The organism is Paenibacillus sp. FSL M8-0212, from assembly GCF_038004645.1.
In the GTDB taxonomy this organism is placed as follows: Bacteria; Bacillota; Bacilli; order Paenibacillales; family Paenibacillaceae; genus Paenibacillus.
In genome coordinates, this window is record NZ_JBBORP010000001.1 from 2,011,460 (window position 1) to 2,029,244 (window position 17,785).

Here is a 17,785-nt window from a genome sequence, read left to right on the forward strand (position 1 = left end):
TATGGAACATGTACGTGTACTGGTGGTTGATGATCATGCGCATGCGCGTGAAGCGATCTGTAGCATTTTATCCGAGGACAGCCTGTTTGAAGTGATTGGTACAGCTTCGAATGGACAGGAAGCGCTGGAGCTCACCGGGCAATGGATGCCTGACCTAATCCTGATGGACGTGCAGATGCCGGACATGGATGGGCTGGAAGCCACCCGTCAGATCAAGCTGCGATTCCCTTATGTTATTGTTGTTATGGTGACTGTATCGGATGATGTGACCTTTCTGTTCGAAGCATTGAAACAAGGCGCTCAAGGCTATTTGCTCAAAAATCTAACGCCTTCCACCTGGCTTGAATACCTGCGCGCCATCGTCAGTGACGATGCACCGCTCAGTAAGGAACTGGCCTACCGGATTTTGCAGGAGTTTCCCGCACCACGCAGTGAAGATGTGCAAGATAACCCGCTAACAGCGCGGGAACTTGAGATTCTGCAATGGGTATCCGCGGGATATACCAATCGAGAGATCGCCGATCAACTCGGTATTTCAGACCAGACGGTGAAGAATCATCTCAAAAACATTTTGCAGAAGCTCCAGCTTGAAAACCGGGTACAACTCACCCGCTATGCGCTAGAGAGCGGGCTTGCAGGACGTAAACTTCGCAAATAAACATTGTTGCTTCGGATTCACAGATGCCTCAGACATAGGTGAGAAATGACATAGCATTCATGCTTTTGTCACAATTATGTAGACCAAATCGTTTTTTTATAGCCCAATGTAGTCATACGCAGTCATTTTGGACAAAGTTATAATGGGTTAGATTGTGTTTAAATGACCATGAATGACTACAAATCTATAACCTGAGGGTGATGATTTTTTGATTTTTACACGCTTTACCCTGAATTGGGGCAAACGGCACTGGGCATTGGTCACCTGTCTGTTGCTCGTGTGCTGCCTTGTTATGCCACAGTGGGCATCTGCCCATGCTTATATTGTTAAGGCTTCGCCAGGAGAAAATGAGATCCTCGTAGCTGCTCCGGAACGGCTGACGCTGGAGTTCAACGAATCCTTGCAGACGGCTTTTTATGATATCAAAATTACCGGTCCTGACGGTACTCAAGCAGACGATGGAAAAGTTCAGATTGATGTGGATCGCCCTCATATTCTGGAGACTGGCCTGCGGGCTGGACTCGGGAACGGGACTTATGCCGTTAACTGGAAAGCTGTGTCTGCCGATGGGCACCCAATTCAAGGGGCATATGTTTTTCATATCGGTGAACCTTCCGGATCGCCTGCTGGGCTAAGTGATCTAACATCCGGTTCCGGTTCAACAGGCGGGCCGCTGAAATGGATCGTATCCCTGACAGACTGGATTCAGTATCTCGGGCTGTCTGTTATTCTGGGGACACTGGCATTCTTGCTGCTACGAATTGCACCGACATCCATGACAAGAGAACCTATGGACGTTCCGGGCAGCTACAGATTGTTATGGATCAGCTATGCTGCTGCTTCCTTTGCCGCTCTGGTCAGCCTGCCACTAAATACGTTATATGAATCTGGTGTGGCTCTGGGTGAGCTAAGCTGGGGACTAATCGGAAGTGCGCTCAAGCTGACATCCTTTGGTCAGATCTGGATGTTACAGATACTCATTGTAATGCTGCTGGCCGTCACGATTCTCTCCGGATATGATCGCGATCGATCCATCCGTGCTCGCATCTGGTCTTCTTACGGGTCACTCGTGCTCGTGCTTGGATGGCTGTTCACTCATGCCATGACGGGACATCCAGCTGCGGCGGATCAACGAGCTCTCGCGATTGCCATGGACTTCGTGCATCTGATCGGGGCAGCCTTCTGGATTGGTGCACTAACCGCCATGGCGATATGTCTGCCTCCACTCGCCGACAAGCTACCTTCGAAGGTACGAGGAGAAGTCTACTGGACTGCCATTCGCAGGTTTACCGCCTGGGGGATTGGCGCCGTAGCCGCTCTGGTCGCTACAGGAATATACAGCAGTCTGATTATTCTACCAGCACCTGTGCTGACCTCCTTGTTCACTACAGCCTATGGCCTTGTCCTGATCGGCAAGATCGTTCTGCTGATTGTGATGGTTCTCTTTGCATGGCGTCATGCCAGATTAGCAAGAGCAGCAACGGGGAGCAGATTATCCGGCAGCCTGAAAGCCGAGCTTGCTACTGGTGCTGTGATTCTCGCTCTTGCTGCCGTACTGACACACCTGTCTCCAGGACAACCGGCTGCGGTCGGACCGTATCAGGAGACAAAGACTACAGAAGATGGCTCGGCGATCACACTTCAGGTGAGTCCCAATGTAACGGGAGAGAACCAATTTGAAGTCGATGTGAAACGAGCAGATGGAAGTATCGTTAACGATCTGGAACAGATCACACTGTCACTCACACATCTGGACATGGATATGGGGATCTATGAGATTACCATTCCGAAAAACGACACCGGTGTGTACAAGGCTGAAGATTACATCTCCATGCCTGGACGTTGGAATATCAAGGTACATCTTCTGACCAAAACGTTGGATGCACTGGATGCCGAATTTGAGATCGACACCGCCAAGCCATAGTTACACAAAGATCAAATTGAAAAGTGACCCAATCTAAAATTAGTGTTTCTACAAACTGCAAATGTAGTGAAGGGAACGAAATTGATTCTGGAGAAGCGAAGCTAAAAGCTTTCTGATCTACACGAGAACGGAGAGGGCAGAAATAGCGTGATGAAGCGAAGCGTTCGCCTTTATCCCCGGATTTTACCTTTTAAGAAAAGGGAATCAAAAAATCTGGGGATAACAGCGATCGGAAGGTTATTCTGTCATCGAAGTAGCAAGTGTAACCTGCTTTTAATCACTCGAAAGACCATTCGTAACCGAACGGTGCCTTTGCAGAACGTAGACACTCATTTAAGAAAATGGGCCGCATCATATATGATAAGAACTGAGAGGGGTTATTTATTTTGAAGAAAACATCATGGATTTCCAAACTAACATCCACTATCGCAACAGGTACCGCAGCATTCATGTTATTCGCCGGATTCGCGAGCGCTCACGTTACCGTTAGCCCATCCGTTGCACAGACAAGCGCATGGCAGACGTACACGATTAAGATTCCATCCGAGAAAGAACTGCCTACAACCAAAATCACCATGAAAGTTCCGGAAGGTGTTGCATTCAAGCAATATCAACCACTGGCAGGTTGGAAAATCACCACCGAGAAGAACGATTCCAATGAAGTTACATCGATTACGTGGGAGATTGACGGCGATAACGAAGGGATTCTGGCAGGACAATTCCAGCAGTTCAACTTCGTTGCACAGAACCCTAAGGCGGAAGCTGAAGTAGCTTGGGATGCCTTCCAATATTACAGTGATGGTAGCATCGTAGAATGGACAGGCCAACCAAGTGACGCCAACCCGCACAGTATCACGACGATTAGCGAAGATCCGGCTGCTGCTGATAATGCTGCGGCAGGTGGCGGACATGATAGTGCAGGTACAGAAGGAACCACTGGGGATAATGCAGCTACCGACGATAGCAAAGCAAATGATGACACCACGCTGGGCGATGCACTTAATGACACCGTTACAGGTGAGCCAAACAACACGGATACAGATCCGGGTACACTGAAGCTTCAACAAGCAACATTGATTGTATCCATTCTGGCCCTGATCTTGTCCTTCTTGGGGATTGCGTTGGCTACACGTCGCAAAAAACGTTAAGAACTAACTTACAGTTCACGATAACTTGAGAAAAATTCAGATAACAAAGAAGCCTATGGCATACGGGATCAAACCCGATGTGCCATAGGCTTTTTAGCTATCATCATTTTGATTGGCTACCCATGTTCTTTACAATCCGTGGTTAAGGCACTGATCATGCCGCTCCACGGTCACACCCTTATCCACGCTGATTACCATCCGCAATATGGCATCAGCCATACTACTCTTTAGCTAGCGTTCCTGATCCGTCTGGATCATAATCTCAATATATTGCAACAAGCTTTTCTTCTGCATTTCGATGGATTGAATACGTTTGGACAGGCCCGCAAAAAACTCTTCAATCTGCTGTCTTGTATGATCTGCGGACCGGCCTTTCCAATCGTTCAGCCGACTGTATAGCGCCCGCGCTTCTTGCTCATCGGCTTGCAGACGGGCAAGAAGCTGTGTCAGTTCTTTTTCCGCAATCCGAAGATCATTCAATTCCACCAGCAATTGTCCACCCACTCGTGTTCCCCTCCCCTATGTACGTGATATCAACGCTAGCCACCCAGAAATCCGAATTATAAATGAACCGGACTCTCGTCAGCCTGCCGGAAGGCATCCGCCTTCTCATCAATAAAGTTCAGGAACTGGCTGGTGTGTTTCATATGCCATGTGCCAAGCTCATGAATGGATGCGTCCAATTGGGTGACAATTGGCTCCAGTCTGCGACTGCGGCTTGTATGCAGATATTGGGCCATGCGGGTTCGCACCTGATTCAGCTCCGCATTGCACTGTTGTGCATTTTGCTTCCACCGTGAAGCGACACTTTTCAGTTCTTCCGGCGTTACCTGAATTAGTCCAGAAGCTCCCCCCACTGAACCGACACCTGCAACCATCTTGCTGGTCTGCACACCAAAGCTACGCATAATATCCGCAAGCTCCGTCATGATATTGGAAGGTTCACGGGGAGTTTTATTGATTTTCTCACCAGTGGTAGGGTCGTATAGATCATTGGAAATATAACCATTCTCGAACTGATACTGCTTCAGGTCGTGGTATTCCTTCCCACCAAAGGTGTTACCAATCTTATCCCCCATGCTCATGTTGTCATTCATGTCCTTGTAATTAGAGTTGATGTAATACATGGAACCCACATGACGATCATAGCCACCAAAGAATCCACTGGCAACAAAGTCACCCGGGTGACCGAAGTTTACGATCTGATTATCGAATCCACCCTCTTCTGCCTTGCGTTTCAGTGATGGTGTCAAGCTGGATATTACAGATGGCGCACTAAAGGTCACTGCCGTCATTCCCGTATGGGCTGCTGCATACTGAGCATTTCCGCCGCCTAGTGAATGCCCTGTCAGAGAGAAGTCCAAATTCTTGTATTTGTTCTGCATATCCTTCGCATAGTCTTCTGCTTCGTACATTTGATTCGGAAAAGGATTCAGCTTTTTATCAATCTGCCTATCCAGCTCACCCACAGCATTATCCAAATGGGTCAGTCCAGTGACGTCTTTTACCTTTTGGATTCCACCTGATAACCAATCGGGTGTGAAATCGGTAGACTGTTCAATTTTTCTGCCCAGTTCGGGGATCGCAATCTGACCATCCGCCAGAAAATCAAGCCCTTTACGATCCCATCCGGCACTTCCTTCTGTTCCTCGGTAAGAAATGACCGCCTGCCCCGTTTCCTGATTGTAAAAAGTCACTGCGTCAAACCCGGAATAACCGTTGCCATGGGTATCCTCAAGCACTTGCCATCCTGGTAGATTCGCATATTCGGTGCCTGCTTTGGCATTTTCGTAAGCCAGTTCCGACATCAGACGGTATGTTTCATCATCAATTCGTGGTGTATCTCCCATGTTATGTTCACCTCCCAAAATTCAATACAATCTACTTGGCAAAAGGATCGTAGCCTTTCTCAATGATGGCTGCCTTGATTGCAGGGCTCATTCCAAAATTTTTGATTTTTTTATCATTATAGTCATAGGAAATAGTGAACTCCTGATCCTCCTGCTCTACCACATGCCCTTCCATTGCAATCGAGTCCAGTGCCATTTCGGGTAGCAACTCCTTGCTGGTAATAACAACATTCATCTCATACTTGTCTTTGAAATATTTGACCGCTTTCGCTTCTGCTTCCTGAAAAAGTGCCTGTTTCTCACTTTCTTTCATGTTCTGACAGCCTCCCAAAATAAAGATAGATAGCACAATTAGTAAGAATACACATACCTTTTTTTGTATTGGCCTCATACCAATCACCTTCTTCTTATGATTTCAATGTATATGTGCACCCAATGAATCAGGATCATTCACCCATGCCTTCTGCTTCTGTTAACTGAATCATAGTACAAAATCAACATGACCACATCGGCTGAGAGCATCGTTTTTATGTATCTTTCTTCCTATATGATTCATACGCGTGTTCGCGTGTATATTACCCGATTTCCTGAATTTTGCATCATGAATGTTTAAAGTATTTCGTATTTCCCATCCACGGCAAAAAGAGCCTGCTCTCGTAAAGAGCGGCCCTCATTTCTGCCATGTTGAACTGTTATGCCAATGCCATTTGCAGCGCAGTCAGCGCAATCCCGATAACAAATCCGGTAACAGCTCCGTTGATCCGAATCCATTGCAAATCCTGTCCAACCTTATCCTCAATCATTGAAACCAAAGTGGCATTGTCCATTTTGTCCACATTTTCGCGTACCAGTTTACCGATTTTGGAATGATTTTTCTCCAGCAGTGTTGTGACGCCATTTACGATCTTGGCATTCATGCCTGTCATCAACTCGTCATCTGCCCGCAGATCAACCAATACCCGCTCAATGGCAGGCAATGCATACGTATCTACATACTGTCCATCTTCCATCGCGGCGAGCGCCTTGTCTCTCAGTTCGGTGAGTTTGTTCAGCACCGTTTCCTCTGCGTTCCAGCCCTCCAGCATATTGTTCTTCCAACTGTTGATTCCATCTTGCATAGCCTCGCTCATTGCCAGACGCACCGTCTGGGTACGTACCATATCAAGCACCTTGTACCTTAGAGCGCTGCCTTCACGTTTCATATCCTCTACCCGATCGAAGAGATATCCTTGTAAAATGCCACCCAGACGCTCCTCGTTCATATAACCCAAGAACGCATTCATCGCAAACTGCATCAATCCGTTCATCTGAATGCCGCTGATGGCTTTCATGCCGCTTTCACCTAAAAACATGATTGTCTCGGGCTTAACCAGCCACTCCTCGGCTTGCTTCAGTCCGTAGTCCAGCGCTTTGGCGTCGTAACCCCGCTCTGTCATCTGGTGGGCAGCTCGTTCCAGAATCGGACCCAGATCAAAGACGCCCGCCTGTGACTTGATCTCACGTGCTACGAGAGGAGCAATCTGCTCTAACGGCAGACCAGCCAGAATTCGTTTGCAGAGCGTATCAATCATGATCTTGATCCCGTCACTGTGAAGCTCACGTGTCAATGTATCGAGCACCGTCTCCGCTGCTTTGAAATCTGCAATTTTCTCGGTAATGCTGTCTTTGTTGAGCAAGTTATTCTCTACCGCGGAGACCAGACCTTCCGTCATTTTATCCCGATTTTTTGGCAACAAAGCTGTATGCGGAATTGGAATACCCAGCGGGTGACGGAATAGTGCGGTAACGGCGAACCAGTCGGCAAGTCCACCCACGAGTCCCGCTTCAAATGATCCTACCAGCAACTTGCCCACGGGAACGCCCTGGAACGGCAAGGATGCAGCAAATCCCGCTCCCATTACTACGAGAGACCAAGCAGCTGCTTTTTTGGTTTGTTTAGGTTTAGCCATTGTATTCTTTCTCCTTTATGATTAAATCGTACGGTCCGGAATAGTCCGATTCCGCACTTCTTCGTTTCTTATGTAAACTCTCCATAGCAAAGTCTTGACTTCCATATATCGTATACTTCATCTTATCACCCACAAGCGTCAAAACCAAACCTCTGGTTGAAGAAAAAGGATAATAACGGCGTTTACTTCGTAAAATGGATCGCTCCCTTTTCCAAGACCAGGAAGATTTTAGTATAATCAATTAAGACGGCCCTTCGATATCGATTGGCTGCTGAACAGCAGGGTAATTACATAGTGGAACAATGAATCAATTAAGAGGAGGAATTTCGGACCATGAAACACGTGCAGGACACAACCACGCTATATAACGGAGTCAAAATGCCATGGCTGGGTTTTGGGGTATTCAAAGTTAAAGACGGAGACGAAGTCGTTCATGCTGTCAAAACAGCCATTCAAGCTGGTTATCGCAGCATCGACACAGCCAAAGCGTATAACAACGAAACAGGTGTCGCTCAGGGTATTCGTGAATCTGGAGTAGCTCGTGAGGATCTGTTCATTACCACTAAAGTATGGAATAGCGATCAGGGATATGAATCCACGCTGGCTGCCTTCGAAGCAAGCATGGAACGACTCGAACTGGAGTATCTGGATCTCTATCTTATCCACTGGCCGGTTAAGGGCAAGTACAAAGATACATGGCGAGCGCTGGAGAAACTCCATAAAGAAGGACGCATCCGGGCGATCGGTGTGAGCAACTTCCAGATTCACCATCTGGAAGACTTGATGATCGATGCCACGATCAAACCAGCAGTTAATCAGGTGGAGCTTCACCCACTATTGATTCAGTCAGAGCTTCGTGAGTACTGCAACAAACATCAGATTCAGATCGAAGCCTGGTCTCCGCTCGGACAAGGTCATCTGATGGATCATCCGTTGCTGAAGGATATTGCCGCCAAATACAGCAAGTCCCCCGCACAAGTGATTCTGCGCTGGGATCTGCAGAATGGCATCGTGACCATACCCAAATCCGTCACGCCTGAGCGTATTCGCGCGAATGCCGATCTCTACGATTTTGAGTTAACTTCGGAAGAATTAGAGCAGATTAACGGCCTGAACGAGAACAAACGCTTTGGTTCTGATCCAGACAACTTTAACTTCTAATATAAGCAGATTAATTCGATTACACCCGCCTTCGATCTTAGAAGCGCGGGTGTTTTGGTATGTGATGTTATAGGCAAACTATTCGTTGTTAAGAATGGAGGCGAGGTTCGTTATCCTATTCAGGGCCGAAAGAATAAAAGTTTTTTGACCGTTTAGAACTATTTTATCTCCTCATCTGTCTAACGAGTGTCAAGCGAACTCAAGCACTTATATGGAATCCAGGCCTGGAACGAGCGGTGACTTGAATATTTAGGTTTATCAGGGGGGATCAGGAGTGATTAGACTGAACCATAGAAAGACAAAAGAAGAACAGTTCAGCGAAAAAATAACAGAGATTCAAAATAAATTATATCGACTGGCATACTGCTATGTTAAAAATGAACAAGAAGCGCTGGATATCGTATCCGAAGCGGTCTATAAAGGGTACATCGCTTATGGAAAGATGGAGTCCATGACTTATTTTGATTCCTGGATGTCACGAATTGTAATTAACACAGCGATCGATCATATTCGACGCAACCAGCGAGTGACCTATATGGAGGATCATACGCAGGAGTTTGTGGCTCCAGAGCGAGGGGCATCCGTGGAAGAGAAAATGGATCTGTATGATGCACTGGATCGACTCGTGCCCGAAGATAGAGCCTATATTATATTAAAGTTCTTTGGTAATCTGCGTTTCCGGGAGATCGCTGAAGTGCTCTCCCTGTCGGAGAATACCGTTAAGTCAAAATTCTATCGGATTATCAACAAATTAAAAATGGATTTAATTGAAGGTGAGGTTGGAGATCTATGACAGGAAAAGAACGTTATGAAAACATTGAAATTCCAGCTCAACTTACAGATGTTATTAATCAAGCCCAGCAAAAGGCTGCCGCTCGCAAAAGCTCCTCCCGTATCATTCGCTCTACTTCCATTCTGGCAGCATGTGCCGCTTTTCTGTTCGTAGTCAACATTCCTACTGTCGCAAACGCCATGGTCAAAATACCTGTGGTCGGAACGATTGTTCAGGTACTTCAATTCGGCGATGGCGGCAAGATTACCGATGGAGTAACTGTGGGATCGGAAGCAACCGAAAATACGCTTAAAATCAATTTTAGCACCGACGAGCAAGATCAGACTAATGATGCACCCCATTATAATGTAATACACAAAGAAGCACCGAATCGTATCCTCTTCACTTTTAGCGGTGCACGTTACATGGATATAGAGAAAGTCAAAGCCGACTTCATGACCCAGCCTTTAGTGAAAGATGTTTATGGTTCCATGATTTTAGACGACTCTTCCGTCGGATTCGTAGTTGTTTTAAAAGAAGGGGTACAGTATGCCGTAACGGAATTCAAGAACCCTGGATACCTGGAAGTGAAACTGACTTCCGACGGCAAACCGGTCACACCTCGGAAGGTATACTCTCTCCGCACAGAATCAATGCCTTTTGGAGAATCGATGGGTATAATGAAAGAATCCTATCCGGATGAGGACATCTCTTTCCTCAAAACGTCCACTGGTGAGTTCACAGCAGTTATTGGAGAATATCTTACCGCTGAAGAAGCTGAACAGAAGCTCAAAGAACTCGCTCAGCAACCGGATTATCATGAGGAGTTTTATGTGGACAGCTGGATGAGTAACGAGAATCCGAAGTGATTAGTCATTGCCAAAAGTGATGCTGATTCAAAAGGGAATCCTACATCCCTGAACTGGGCATAGACCTCAGCATACTTAATACGCTCGATCCAAAAAAATCCCGATTCGGATGCACTGAGCATCTCCAATCGGGATTTTCAAAATATCAAAACCTATTCGCTTTTGGATACCAGCTTGAAATCATCAAAGTGGAAACCTGGCGCTACTACGCAAGTTACCAGTACAGGCTCATCGCCCAGCGGACGTGCTGTCTGCCATACGCCGGCAGGAACGAGCACCTGTGGTGATTGCCCCGCAGCAATATCCATCCCCAGAACAAGAACTTCCTCGTTCTCCGGGTTCTCCCCGTTGCCACCCAGCTTCAGTTCAACTGGACTGCCGCTGTGCCACAGCCAAAGTTCATCGGACAGAACCGTATGCCACTCGGAGATTTCATGTGCGTGCAGCAGGAAATACGTGGAACTTGCCGAGAATCGTGGGCCGGAGTATGTATCCGGCAGAACGGACTGTGGAATCTGATAAGATGCCTTCCATTCTTCCTTATACCAACCGCCTTCAACGTGAGGCTGCATATTGAGCGCAGCAACCAATGGCGATAATTCATGTGTCGTCATAACCTGTTTCCTTCCTTCCAAATCATATTGGAGACACTCCTTAACCAGAGTTTCGCCTCTCTCCCCCTACTGTAAAACATCATTCAAGTTTTGTCACCTTGACAGCACATATGGGTCATGCCAGATTCGTTCTCTGGGTATTTAACGATAGGATTAAAGAAATATTTCATTTCCAATGATAGCGTTTACAAAAAGATGGATTTTCCGTTATGATATGGATATCGTTGTTAATCCGTGAAGCAGAGGGGAGCTGTACCATGAGTCTCATAGAGGATCGGATTGGACCCAAATATCGAATCGGTGAACACTCATTTACCATTGAACATATGAGAAGACATGATGGGAACGGTATGCCACAACCTCACGCTCATCCATTCTACGAACTGTATTACTTACTTGAAGGCGAACGAGTGTATTCCATGAATGGTCAGATTCTGTCCGCCCGCAAGGGTGATTTCATTCTGATTAATCCACACGATGTACATACCACCTCCAAAGGAAGCATTCCCGGCTTCGAACGAATTCTAATCGGTTTTTCGCCTGCTTTTGCAACGGGGATGGAACTTGGCATATGTGGTCTGCTGCCTTTTAATTGTTCAAGACTCCTTCGCTTGCCTGAAGCGGAACAGCCCGAGATGGAGCGTATATTGTGGCAGATGCTGCAAGAATGCAAAGAGCGACGCCCTCACTATGAGATCGCCGTAAGAAGTCTGCTTGCCCAACTTTTGATCCGTATTCATCGGGTAGAGGAGAACATCCGGCAGTCATGCCCCGGTCCCTTGCATCCAATGCAGGACAAAATCAGTGAAATCGTCACTTATGTGAATAAAAACTATACCGAACCACTTACGCTGGAGGGTGCAGCCAATCGTTTTTATATCAGTCCATCTTATCTGAGCAGAATGTTCAGCCGGTTTACCGGGTTTCGATTTAGCGAATATTTGCGAGTTGTTCGTGTCCGGGAAGCACAACGAAGATTGCTGTCCACACAAGAGCGTGTCCAGATGATCGCAGAGAAGGTAGGATTTGAGCATACGGCTCATTTTAACAAAACATTCAAACAGGTTACCGGTACAACACCGCTGCGCTATCGCAAGGAACACCGGTAGATCTTCAGATAACTTCATATAAAAGCCGAGTGGGTAGCCTTGCTCCAGAGATTACGTACTCCTGATATCAAAAGGCATCACGATTACTGGATCTATGGCTACGCCACTACGGCTGAATTGGACCAACTTGTCTAAACCCTACTACATACTTTTTACCTGCGAATGATCACGCCACTTCGTACTTCAGGACCCACAGAGATCTGACGACCATCTGTGTCAGCATCGCCTTCACGACATACAATGCCTGCGGACTCGTGTCCGGTCACCATCAGAAGTCGCCCATCTGCACCCTTGCCCTGAATGCTCTCTAACTCTGCTCCTTTACACTGGTGCAAATGAACCAGCGGACCTTCGGTGATCTGCGCCTGCAATTCAGCGATATGCAGATGTTTTGCATGAGCACATTGGATACCACTGCGAGCTTGCACGTTGTAACGCTGGATGATCACCCCATCCAAAGGCAGTTCCGGCAATCCACTCACAAGCAACGCAGTGTCGGCACCGGCACAGACCACATCCGATATTCGAATATCCCGGAACACTGGCGTCTCTTCGCTAATCTCCTGAGATAGATCACTGCCCCGGGCAGACCCTTCCTGATTTGCATAGAAAAAGGAAAACGAGATCGCTTCCATAATGATATCTTTCATATATATGCGCTCAATCTGAATGTCCTCAACCACTCCGCCGCGCCCACGTGCGCTTTTGAAGCGAAGTCCGATGTCCGTGCCGATGAACGTACAATCCGACACACGCACATGCCGCACACCACCGGACATTTCACTGCCAATTACAAACCCGCCATGACCGTGATACACCATGCAATCCCGAATGGTAATGTACTCCGATGGCAGAGCCAGTTCACGACCTTCGGCATCCTTGCCTGATTTCAGACAGATCGCATCATCACCGACATCGAATACACTCTTCTCGACCACCACATGACGACAGGATTCAATGTCCAGCCCATCTCCATTCTGAGAAAACCACGGATTCCGCACACTCACGTTACGAATGGTGACATGCTCGGATGCCCAGGGGTGCAGATTCCATGCAGGCGAGTTTTGGAACGTTGGACCGTCCAGCAATACCCGTTTGCATCTGCGCAAGCTGACCATGTTGGGGCGTAAAAAGTCTCTGACTTCTTCATAGGCAGAGACATCACGTACCTGCTCCTGATGCAATCGATTTGCGATGGTGCCGCCCTCAAGTGCAGCTGTGGTAGGCCACCAAATTTCTTCATCTCCGCCGGATTGCTCTACAACACCACCGGAAGCGACCAATTGGTTCCATTGTGATGTGGTCATTTTGGAGCGTTTCACCGGACGCCATGCCTCCCCGCCCCCATCCCATATCCCCTCACCAGTAATCGCAATATCCTCCAGTTGATCACCATCGATCGGGGATTGGCAACGTACCACCTGCCAGCCTTCGAAGCTTGATGCAATTAATGGGTATTGATCAAAATCTCGGCTAAATGTAACCAGTGCCCCTGCTTCCACATGTAGTTCGATACGGCTGCGCATTACAATCGGGCCTGTGAGCCATACCCCGGCAGGAATTACGATTCTCCCACCTCCTGCTTCAGCACATGAAGCGATGGCAAGTCGGAACATCTCCGTATTATCTGTTACGCCGTCTCCAACAGCTCCATAGTCTGTAAGCTGAAAATCCTGAGCAGGAATGACAGGCAAATTGGCTTCATAAGCTCGAACATCGGACTGGGTACTTGCTCCTGTCGACATTGGGGAGTGATATGTATTCATCGTGCAGAATCATCCTCTCTACATGTATTGGAATTGTTATGAGATCAACATTTTGCTACGATCTACTTCGTTTATTCTCAGACGGGTACTCTCTCGCTCCATCATATCAATGGCAAGAAGTGCAAGGTTAAGCTTTTTTGCCATGTACACGTGGAACTTGATGCTATTTGTTTTTATAATTCAAAGTCATAAATCAGACATCACTTTCAGTATACTCTATACAACTATTCCAAAGGTTGGTAAACAACTAGGAGAATAGATTCATTTTTCTGTCAGGATTCGTCACAAGACATTTAATAACATGACAGATACATAACACATTTACTGGCTATAGCCCTAGAAAACCCATTACTTATGTCATGTTTTATCACAAACCAATTGCCATAAGCAGGATGACTATGTATGATTAAATAACTAGTTTCAATTTATTCCTTATTATTCCTTTTACACACAGACGTTGCAGAAAGGATGGGGTGTACTCTTGATTGAATTTAGGGGTGTCCAGAAGCATTTCGGTCATTTTCATGTCCTCAAGGATATCCATCTTCACATTGAAGAAGGAGAAGTCGTTGTCATTATCGGACCTTCCGGCTCCGGTAAAAGTACGTTACTCCGCTGTATTAACCGCCTGGAGACCATTACCGAAGGTGAACTTGTCGTCAGTGGGATTCCTCTACATCAGAAAAAGGTGGACATTAACCTCTTCCGCCGTGACATCGGCATGGTATTTCAACACTTCAATCTTTATCCTCACAAAAAAGTCATCGATAACATTACCCTTGCACCCATGAAGGTGCGCAAACAACCCAAAGAACAGGCAGCCGCAACAGCAATGAAGTATCTGACCCGGGTGGGCATTGCTGACAAAGCAGACAGTTATCCCTCCCAATTGTCCGGTGGACAGCAACAACGGGTAGCCATCGCCAGAGGACTCGCCATGGAGCCCAAAATCATGCTTTTTGACGAACCTACCTCTGCTCTCGATCCCGAGATGATCGGGGAAGTCCTCGATGTTATGCGTTCCCTTGCCCATAATGGCATGACCATGGTCGTCGTTACCCATGAGATGGGATTCGCCCGCGAAGTTGCGGACCGGGTCATCTTCATGGACGAAGGCCGAATTGTAGAAGAGGCCAACGCTGCCGAATTTTTTGACAACCCCAGAGAAGAACGAGCACAGCAATTCCTGAGCCGTCTGATTCATCATTGAGAATAATCCACTATTCCATTTTGAAAGGGGTCTTTATTCATGAAGAAATTATTGAAATGGCCATCATTTATGCTTGTCCTCATTCTCTCCCTTGTATTGTCAGGTTGTAGTACAGGTACAGATACACCTTCAGCGAGCGGTGGTGGTGACGCCGAGGCGAAAGGCACGATTGAGCGGATTAAGGAACGTGGCAAGCTCATCGCCGGTGTAAAATACGATACGAAGCTGTTTGGCTTGAAAGATCCTGCAAGTGGCAACGTTGAAGGATTCGATATTGATATCGCCAAGGCACTCGCCAAACAGATCCTTGGAGATGAGACCAAGGTTGAACTGAAAGAGGTCACTTCCAAGACACGTATTCCCATGCTGCAAAATGGAGACATCGACATCATCATCGCCACAATGACAATTACGGATGAGCGTAAGGAACAGGTAGATTTCAGTGATGTTTATTTTGAAGCAGGCCAATCCCTGCTGGTGAAAAACGACAGTGCGATTACCGGCCTGGAAAGCCTCAGCGGGGTGAAAGTACTCGCGGTGAAAGGCTCCACATCCGCTCAGAATATTCGCGAGAAAGCCCCGGATGCTGAGGTGCTTGAATTCGATAACTATCAGGATGCATTCACTGCTCTCAAAGCAGGTAAAGGCGAGGCGCTGACCACAGATAACATCATCCTCATCGGCATGCAACAGACGGATAACAGCTTCCAATTGGTTGGTGGCAATTTCACAAGCGAACCTTATGGTATGGCCATTCGCAAAGGCGACACTGCCTTCGTGGAGGAAGTCAACACGCTGCTCAAAAGCATGAAAGACAGCGGGGAATATGACACTTTACATGAGAAATGGCTGGGCGCGAAGCCCGAGTAACCCGAATTAAGATAGGTAAGCGGCGAATTCGTCTGCTGGATGCGAAGCATGAGCAGACGTAATCGCCGTTTCTACATCTGGAGAACGGAGGCTTCGCCTATATGGGCACATTGGATTTCAGCGTACTAATGCGACACTCGGATCGTTTTCTGGAAGGGTTCCTGAATACGATTCAAGTGAGCATTATGGCTCTCATTGGCAGCTTTATCCTTGGCGCAATCCTGGCTATCTTTCGGATATCCCCTGTGAAACCGCTGAACTGGATCGGCACGGCTTTTGTGGAATTTATCCGAAACATCCCATTGCTGTTGGTTGTGTTTTTCTTCTATCTTGGACTGCCTGCACTAGGCATCTCGCTGGATGGGTTTGTCTCCGGTACTCTGGGTCTGACCATCTACACCGCCGCTTTCATTGCCGAAGCGATCCGAGCGGGCATTCAGACCGTGCCGCGTGGACAACTGGAAGCAGCAAGGTCTTCCGGCTTGTCCTATGTACAGGCCATGAACCTGATCATTCTGCCCCAGGCCATCAAGATTGTATTGCCATCCATCGGCAACCAGTTCATCAATCTGGTCAAAAACTCATCCATTCTTGCCGTTGTCGCCGGTATGGATCTTATGTATTTTGCCGACTTGGTTAACTCGGATACGTTCCAACCGCTAAGTGTGTACACCATTGTTGCGCTGTTCTATCTGGTGCTGACACTACCACTCAGCTTCCTGGTGCATTATATGGAGCGCAGGTTTGGACAGAGCGATGCAGAGGCGCGCAGCACCAAGGGCAAACCGAAAAAGAACAAACCGGCAGGTCAGGTCACCATGTAACAGATTGACTTGTACCTGCGCAGATTTTTAGGGAGATATATTGGCTTGTCCATGCCTCATCTATTGATCTTCAATATTCCATTCCTGCATACAGAAGGAGGCTAATAAAATATGGACTTTAGCGGGGCCTATGCGTGGCCCAACCTTCGTTTCCTGCTCCACGGATTCCTGATCACCCTGCAGGTAGCAGGGCTATCCATTATATTCAGCTTTGTGCTTGGTACTGTGCTGGGTACGATCCGGTTTACCCGTATCCCTGTTCTGTCACAGATCGTGGCAGTGATTGTGGATACGATCCGGAATCTGCCGCTGTTGCTTATCATTTTCTTCATCCACATGGTACTACCACAGCTCGGGATTAAAATGTCCGTCTTCTGGTCCACGGTCGTTGGACTGAGTCTGTTTGAAGGCGCGATGATCGCCGAGATCGTCCGTAGCGGTCTGAAGTCCGTTGAGCGCGGTCAAGTAGAAGCCGCCCGCTCCTCGGGCCTCAGCTACATGCAGACACTCGGTGGCATCATCATGCCACAGGCGCTACGTCGCATGTCCCCGCCGATGGTCAGCCAGTTCATCTCACTCCTGAAGGATACTTCACTGGCGATCATCATCTCTCTGCCGGAGCTGATGCACAACGTGCAGATCCTTGGCGGTCAAAGTTTCGATTACATTATCCCGGCCCTGCTGCTCGCAGCCGTATTGTATTTTGTCATCAATTACGCGTTGTCCATTGTTGCAAGACGACTTGAGGCACGGATGAATTGATAATCGGAAGGAATAAGGCATGAAAGAATACGATGCATGAATGAACATCAAGGAACATCAAGGAACCGAGACCTCGTGATTGATTAGATATGAAGGAATAGAGATGAAGGAAAGAACCTAATAGATGAAAAGAATGAGAACGCCCCAAAGACTCTAAACCCTCCTATGTAGTGGATTTGGAGTCTTTGGGGCTACAGTTACGCTCATCAATTCACAAGCTTCCCACCAATTTCTAACGAACTGAGGGAAGCTTATTTAGCCATTTTCCGGACATTTCCTAATCTAACGAATCGTAGACA

The 17,785-nt window shown here is 47.4% G+C and carries 17 protein-coding genes; 11 read left to right on the forward strand and 6 right to left on the reverse strand.

Annotation, left to right across the window (positions count from 1 at the left end):
* Position 1: 1 nt before the first annotated feature.
* The 3 genes from MKX68_RS08860 (at position 2) to MKX68_RS08870 (ending at position 3,730) form a co-directional block, all read left to right on the forward strand.
* Positions 2-658 (forward strand): response regulator, encoded by a 657-nt coding sequence (locus MKX68_RS08860; RefSeq protein ID WP_017691021.1) that lies wholly within the window; start codon positions 2-4, stop codon positions 656-658.
* 208 nt (positions 659-866) lie between these two features.
* The gene (locus MKX68_RS08865) at positions 867-2,582 is read left to right on the forward strand and encodes a copper resistance CopC/CopD family protein (protein WP_340910895.1); all 1,716 of its coding nucleotides are present in this window, start codon (positions 867-869) and stop codon (positions 2,580-2,582) included.
* A gap of 386 nt (positions 2,583-2,968) precedes the next feature.
* Positions 2,969-3,730 (forward strand): YcnI family copper-binding membrane protein, encoded by a 762-nt coding sequence (locus MKX68_RS08870; RefSeq protein WP_340910897.1) that lies wholly within the window; start codon positions 2,969-2,971, stop codon positions 3,728-3,730.
* Between the two features lie 231 nt (positions 3,731-3,961).
* Here MKX68_RS08870 and MKX68_RS08875 read toward each other — a convergent pair whose 3' ends face one another.
* From MKX68_RS08875 to MKX68_RS08890, 4 genes are all read right to left on the reverse strand, one after another.
* Positions 3,962-4,234, reverse strand: a complete 273-nt coding sequence (locus MKX68_RS08875; protein WP_340910899.1) for a hypothetical protein — start codon at positions 4,232-4,234, stop codon at positions 3,962-3,964.
* A 56-nt stretch (positions 4,235-4,290) separates the two neighbouring features.
* Complete coding sequence (locus tag MKX68_RS08880) at positions 4,291-5,580, reverse strand: lipase family protein (RefSeq protein ID WP_340910901.1); 1,290 nt, start codon at positions 5,578-5,580, stop codon at positions 4,291-4,293.
* A gap of 31 nt (positions 5,581-5,611) precedes the next feature.
* Positions 5,612-5,893, reverse strand: a complete 282-nt coding sequence (locus tag MKX68_RS08885; protein WP_017691026.1) for a hypothetical protein — start codon at positions 5,891-5,893, stop codon at positions 5,612-5,614.
* 379 nt (positions 5,894-6,272) lie between these two features.
* Entirely contained in the window at positions 6,273-7,529 is a 1,257-nt protein-coding gene (locus MKX68_RS08890) for a DUF445 domain-containing protein (RefSeq protein ID WP_340910905.1), read from the reverse strand.
* Positions 7,530-7,862: 333 nt separating this feature from the next.
* Here MKX68_RS08890 and MKX68_RS08895 point away from each other — a divergent pair, with 333 nt between their 5' ends.
* The 3 genes from MKX68_RS08895 (at position 7,863) to MKX68_RS08905 (ending at position 10,331) form a co-directional block, all read left to right on the forward strand.
* Positions 7,863-8,690, forward strand: coding sequence for an aldo/keto reductase (locus tag MKX68_RS08895; protein ID WP_249912974.1), 828 nt, complete (start codon positions 7,863-7,865; stop codon positions 8,688-8,690).
* Between the two features lie 274 nt (positions 8,691-8,964).
* Positions 8,965-9,483 carry a sigma-70 family RNA polymerase sigma factor gene (locus tag MKX68_RS08900; protein WP_340910908.1) on the forward strand — a complete coding sequence of 173 codons (519 nt, stop codon included), beginning with the start codon at positions 8,965-8,967 and terminating at the stop codon, positions 9,481-9,483.
* On the forward strand, positions 9,480-10,331 hold the full coding sequence (locus tag MKX68_RS08905) for a hypothetical protein (RefSeq protein ID WP_340910910.1): 852 nt from the start codon (positions 9,480-9,482) through the stop codon (positions 10,329-10,331). The genes MKX68_RS08900 and MKX68_RS08905 overlap by 4 nt, the downstream gene beginning before the upstream one ends.
* A 152-nt stretch (positions 10,332-10,483) precedes the next feature.
* Here MKX68_RS08905 and MKX68_RS08910 read toward each other — a convergent pair whose 3' ends face one another.
* The gene (locus tag MKX68_RS08910; protein WP_017691032.1) at positions 10,484-10,945 is read right to left on the reverse strand and encodes a cupin domain-containing protein; all 462 of its coding nucleotides are present in this window, start codon (positions 10,943-10,945) and stop codon (positions 10,484-10,486) included.
* Positions 10,946-11,202: 257 nt separating this feature from the next.
* On the opposite strand from MKX68_RS08910, the gene MKX68_RS08915 reads away from it, so the two are divergent.
* Positions 11,203-12,054, forward strand: coding sequence for an AraC family transcriptional regulator (locus MKX68_RS08915; protein ID WP_017691033.1), 852 nt, complete (start codon positions 11,203-11,205; stop codon positions 12,052-12,054).
* Between the two features lie 152 nt (positions 12,055-12,206).
* Here MKX68_RS08915 and MKX68_RS08920 read toward each other — a convergent pair whose 3' ends face one another.
* A complete protein-coding gene (locus tag MKX68_RS08920; protein ID WP_340910913.1) occupies positions 12,207-13,820 on the reverse strand; it encodes a glycoside hydrolase family 28 protein in 1,614 nt (537 codons plus the stop codon).
* Between the two features lie 481 nt (positions 13,821-14,301).
* Here MKX68_RS08920 and MKX68_RS08925 point away from each other — a divergent pair, with 481 nt between their 5' ends.
* The 4 genes from MKX68_RS08925 to MKX68_RS08940 all read left to right on the forward strand — a co-directional run bounded on the left by MKX68_RS08925 (position 14,302) and on the right by MKX68_RS08940 (position 17,486).
* Positions 14,302-15,030: an amino acid ABC transporter ATP-binding protein gene (locus MKX68_RS08925; RefSeq protein WP_051449904.1), complete on the forward strand. Its 729-nt coding sequence runs from the start codon at positions 14,302-14,304 to the stop codon at positions 15,028-15,030.
* Positions 15,031-15,069: 39 nt separating this feature from the next.
* The gene (locus MKX68_RS08930; RefSeq protein ID WP_047840395.1) at positions 15,070-15,900 is read left to right on the forward strand and encodes a transporter substrate-binding domain-containing protein; all 831 of its coding nucleotides are present in this window, start codon (positions 15,070-15,072) and stop codon (positions 15,898-15,900) included.
* Positions 15,901-16,001: 101 nt separating this feature from the next.
* Positions 16,002-16,724, forward strand: coding sequence for an amino acid ABC transporter permease (locus MKX68_RS08935; protein WP_036616642.1), 723 nt, complete (start codon positions 16,002-16,004; stop codon positions 16,722-16,724).
* A gap of 111 nt (positions 16,725-16,835) precedes the next feature.
* The gene (locus tag MKX68_RS08940; protein ID WP_036673117.1) at positions 16,836-17,486 is read left to right on the forward strand and encodes an amino acid ABC transporter permease; all 651 of its coding nucleotides are present in this window, start codon (positions 16,836-16,838) and stop codon (positions 17,484-17,486) included.
* The last annotated feature ends 299 nt before the right edge of the window (positions 17,487-17,785 follow it).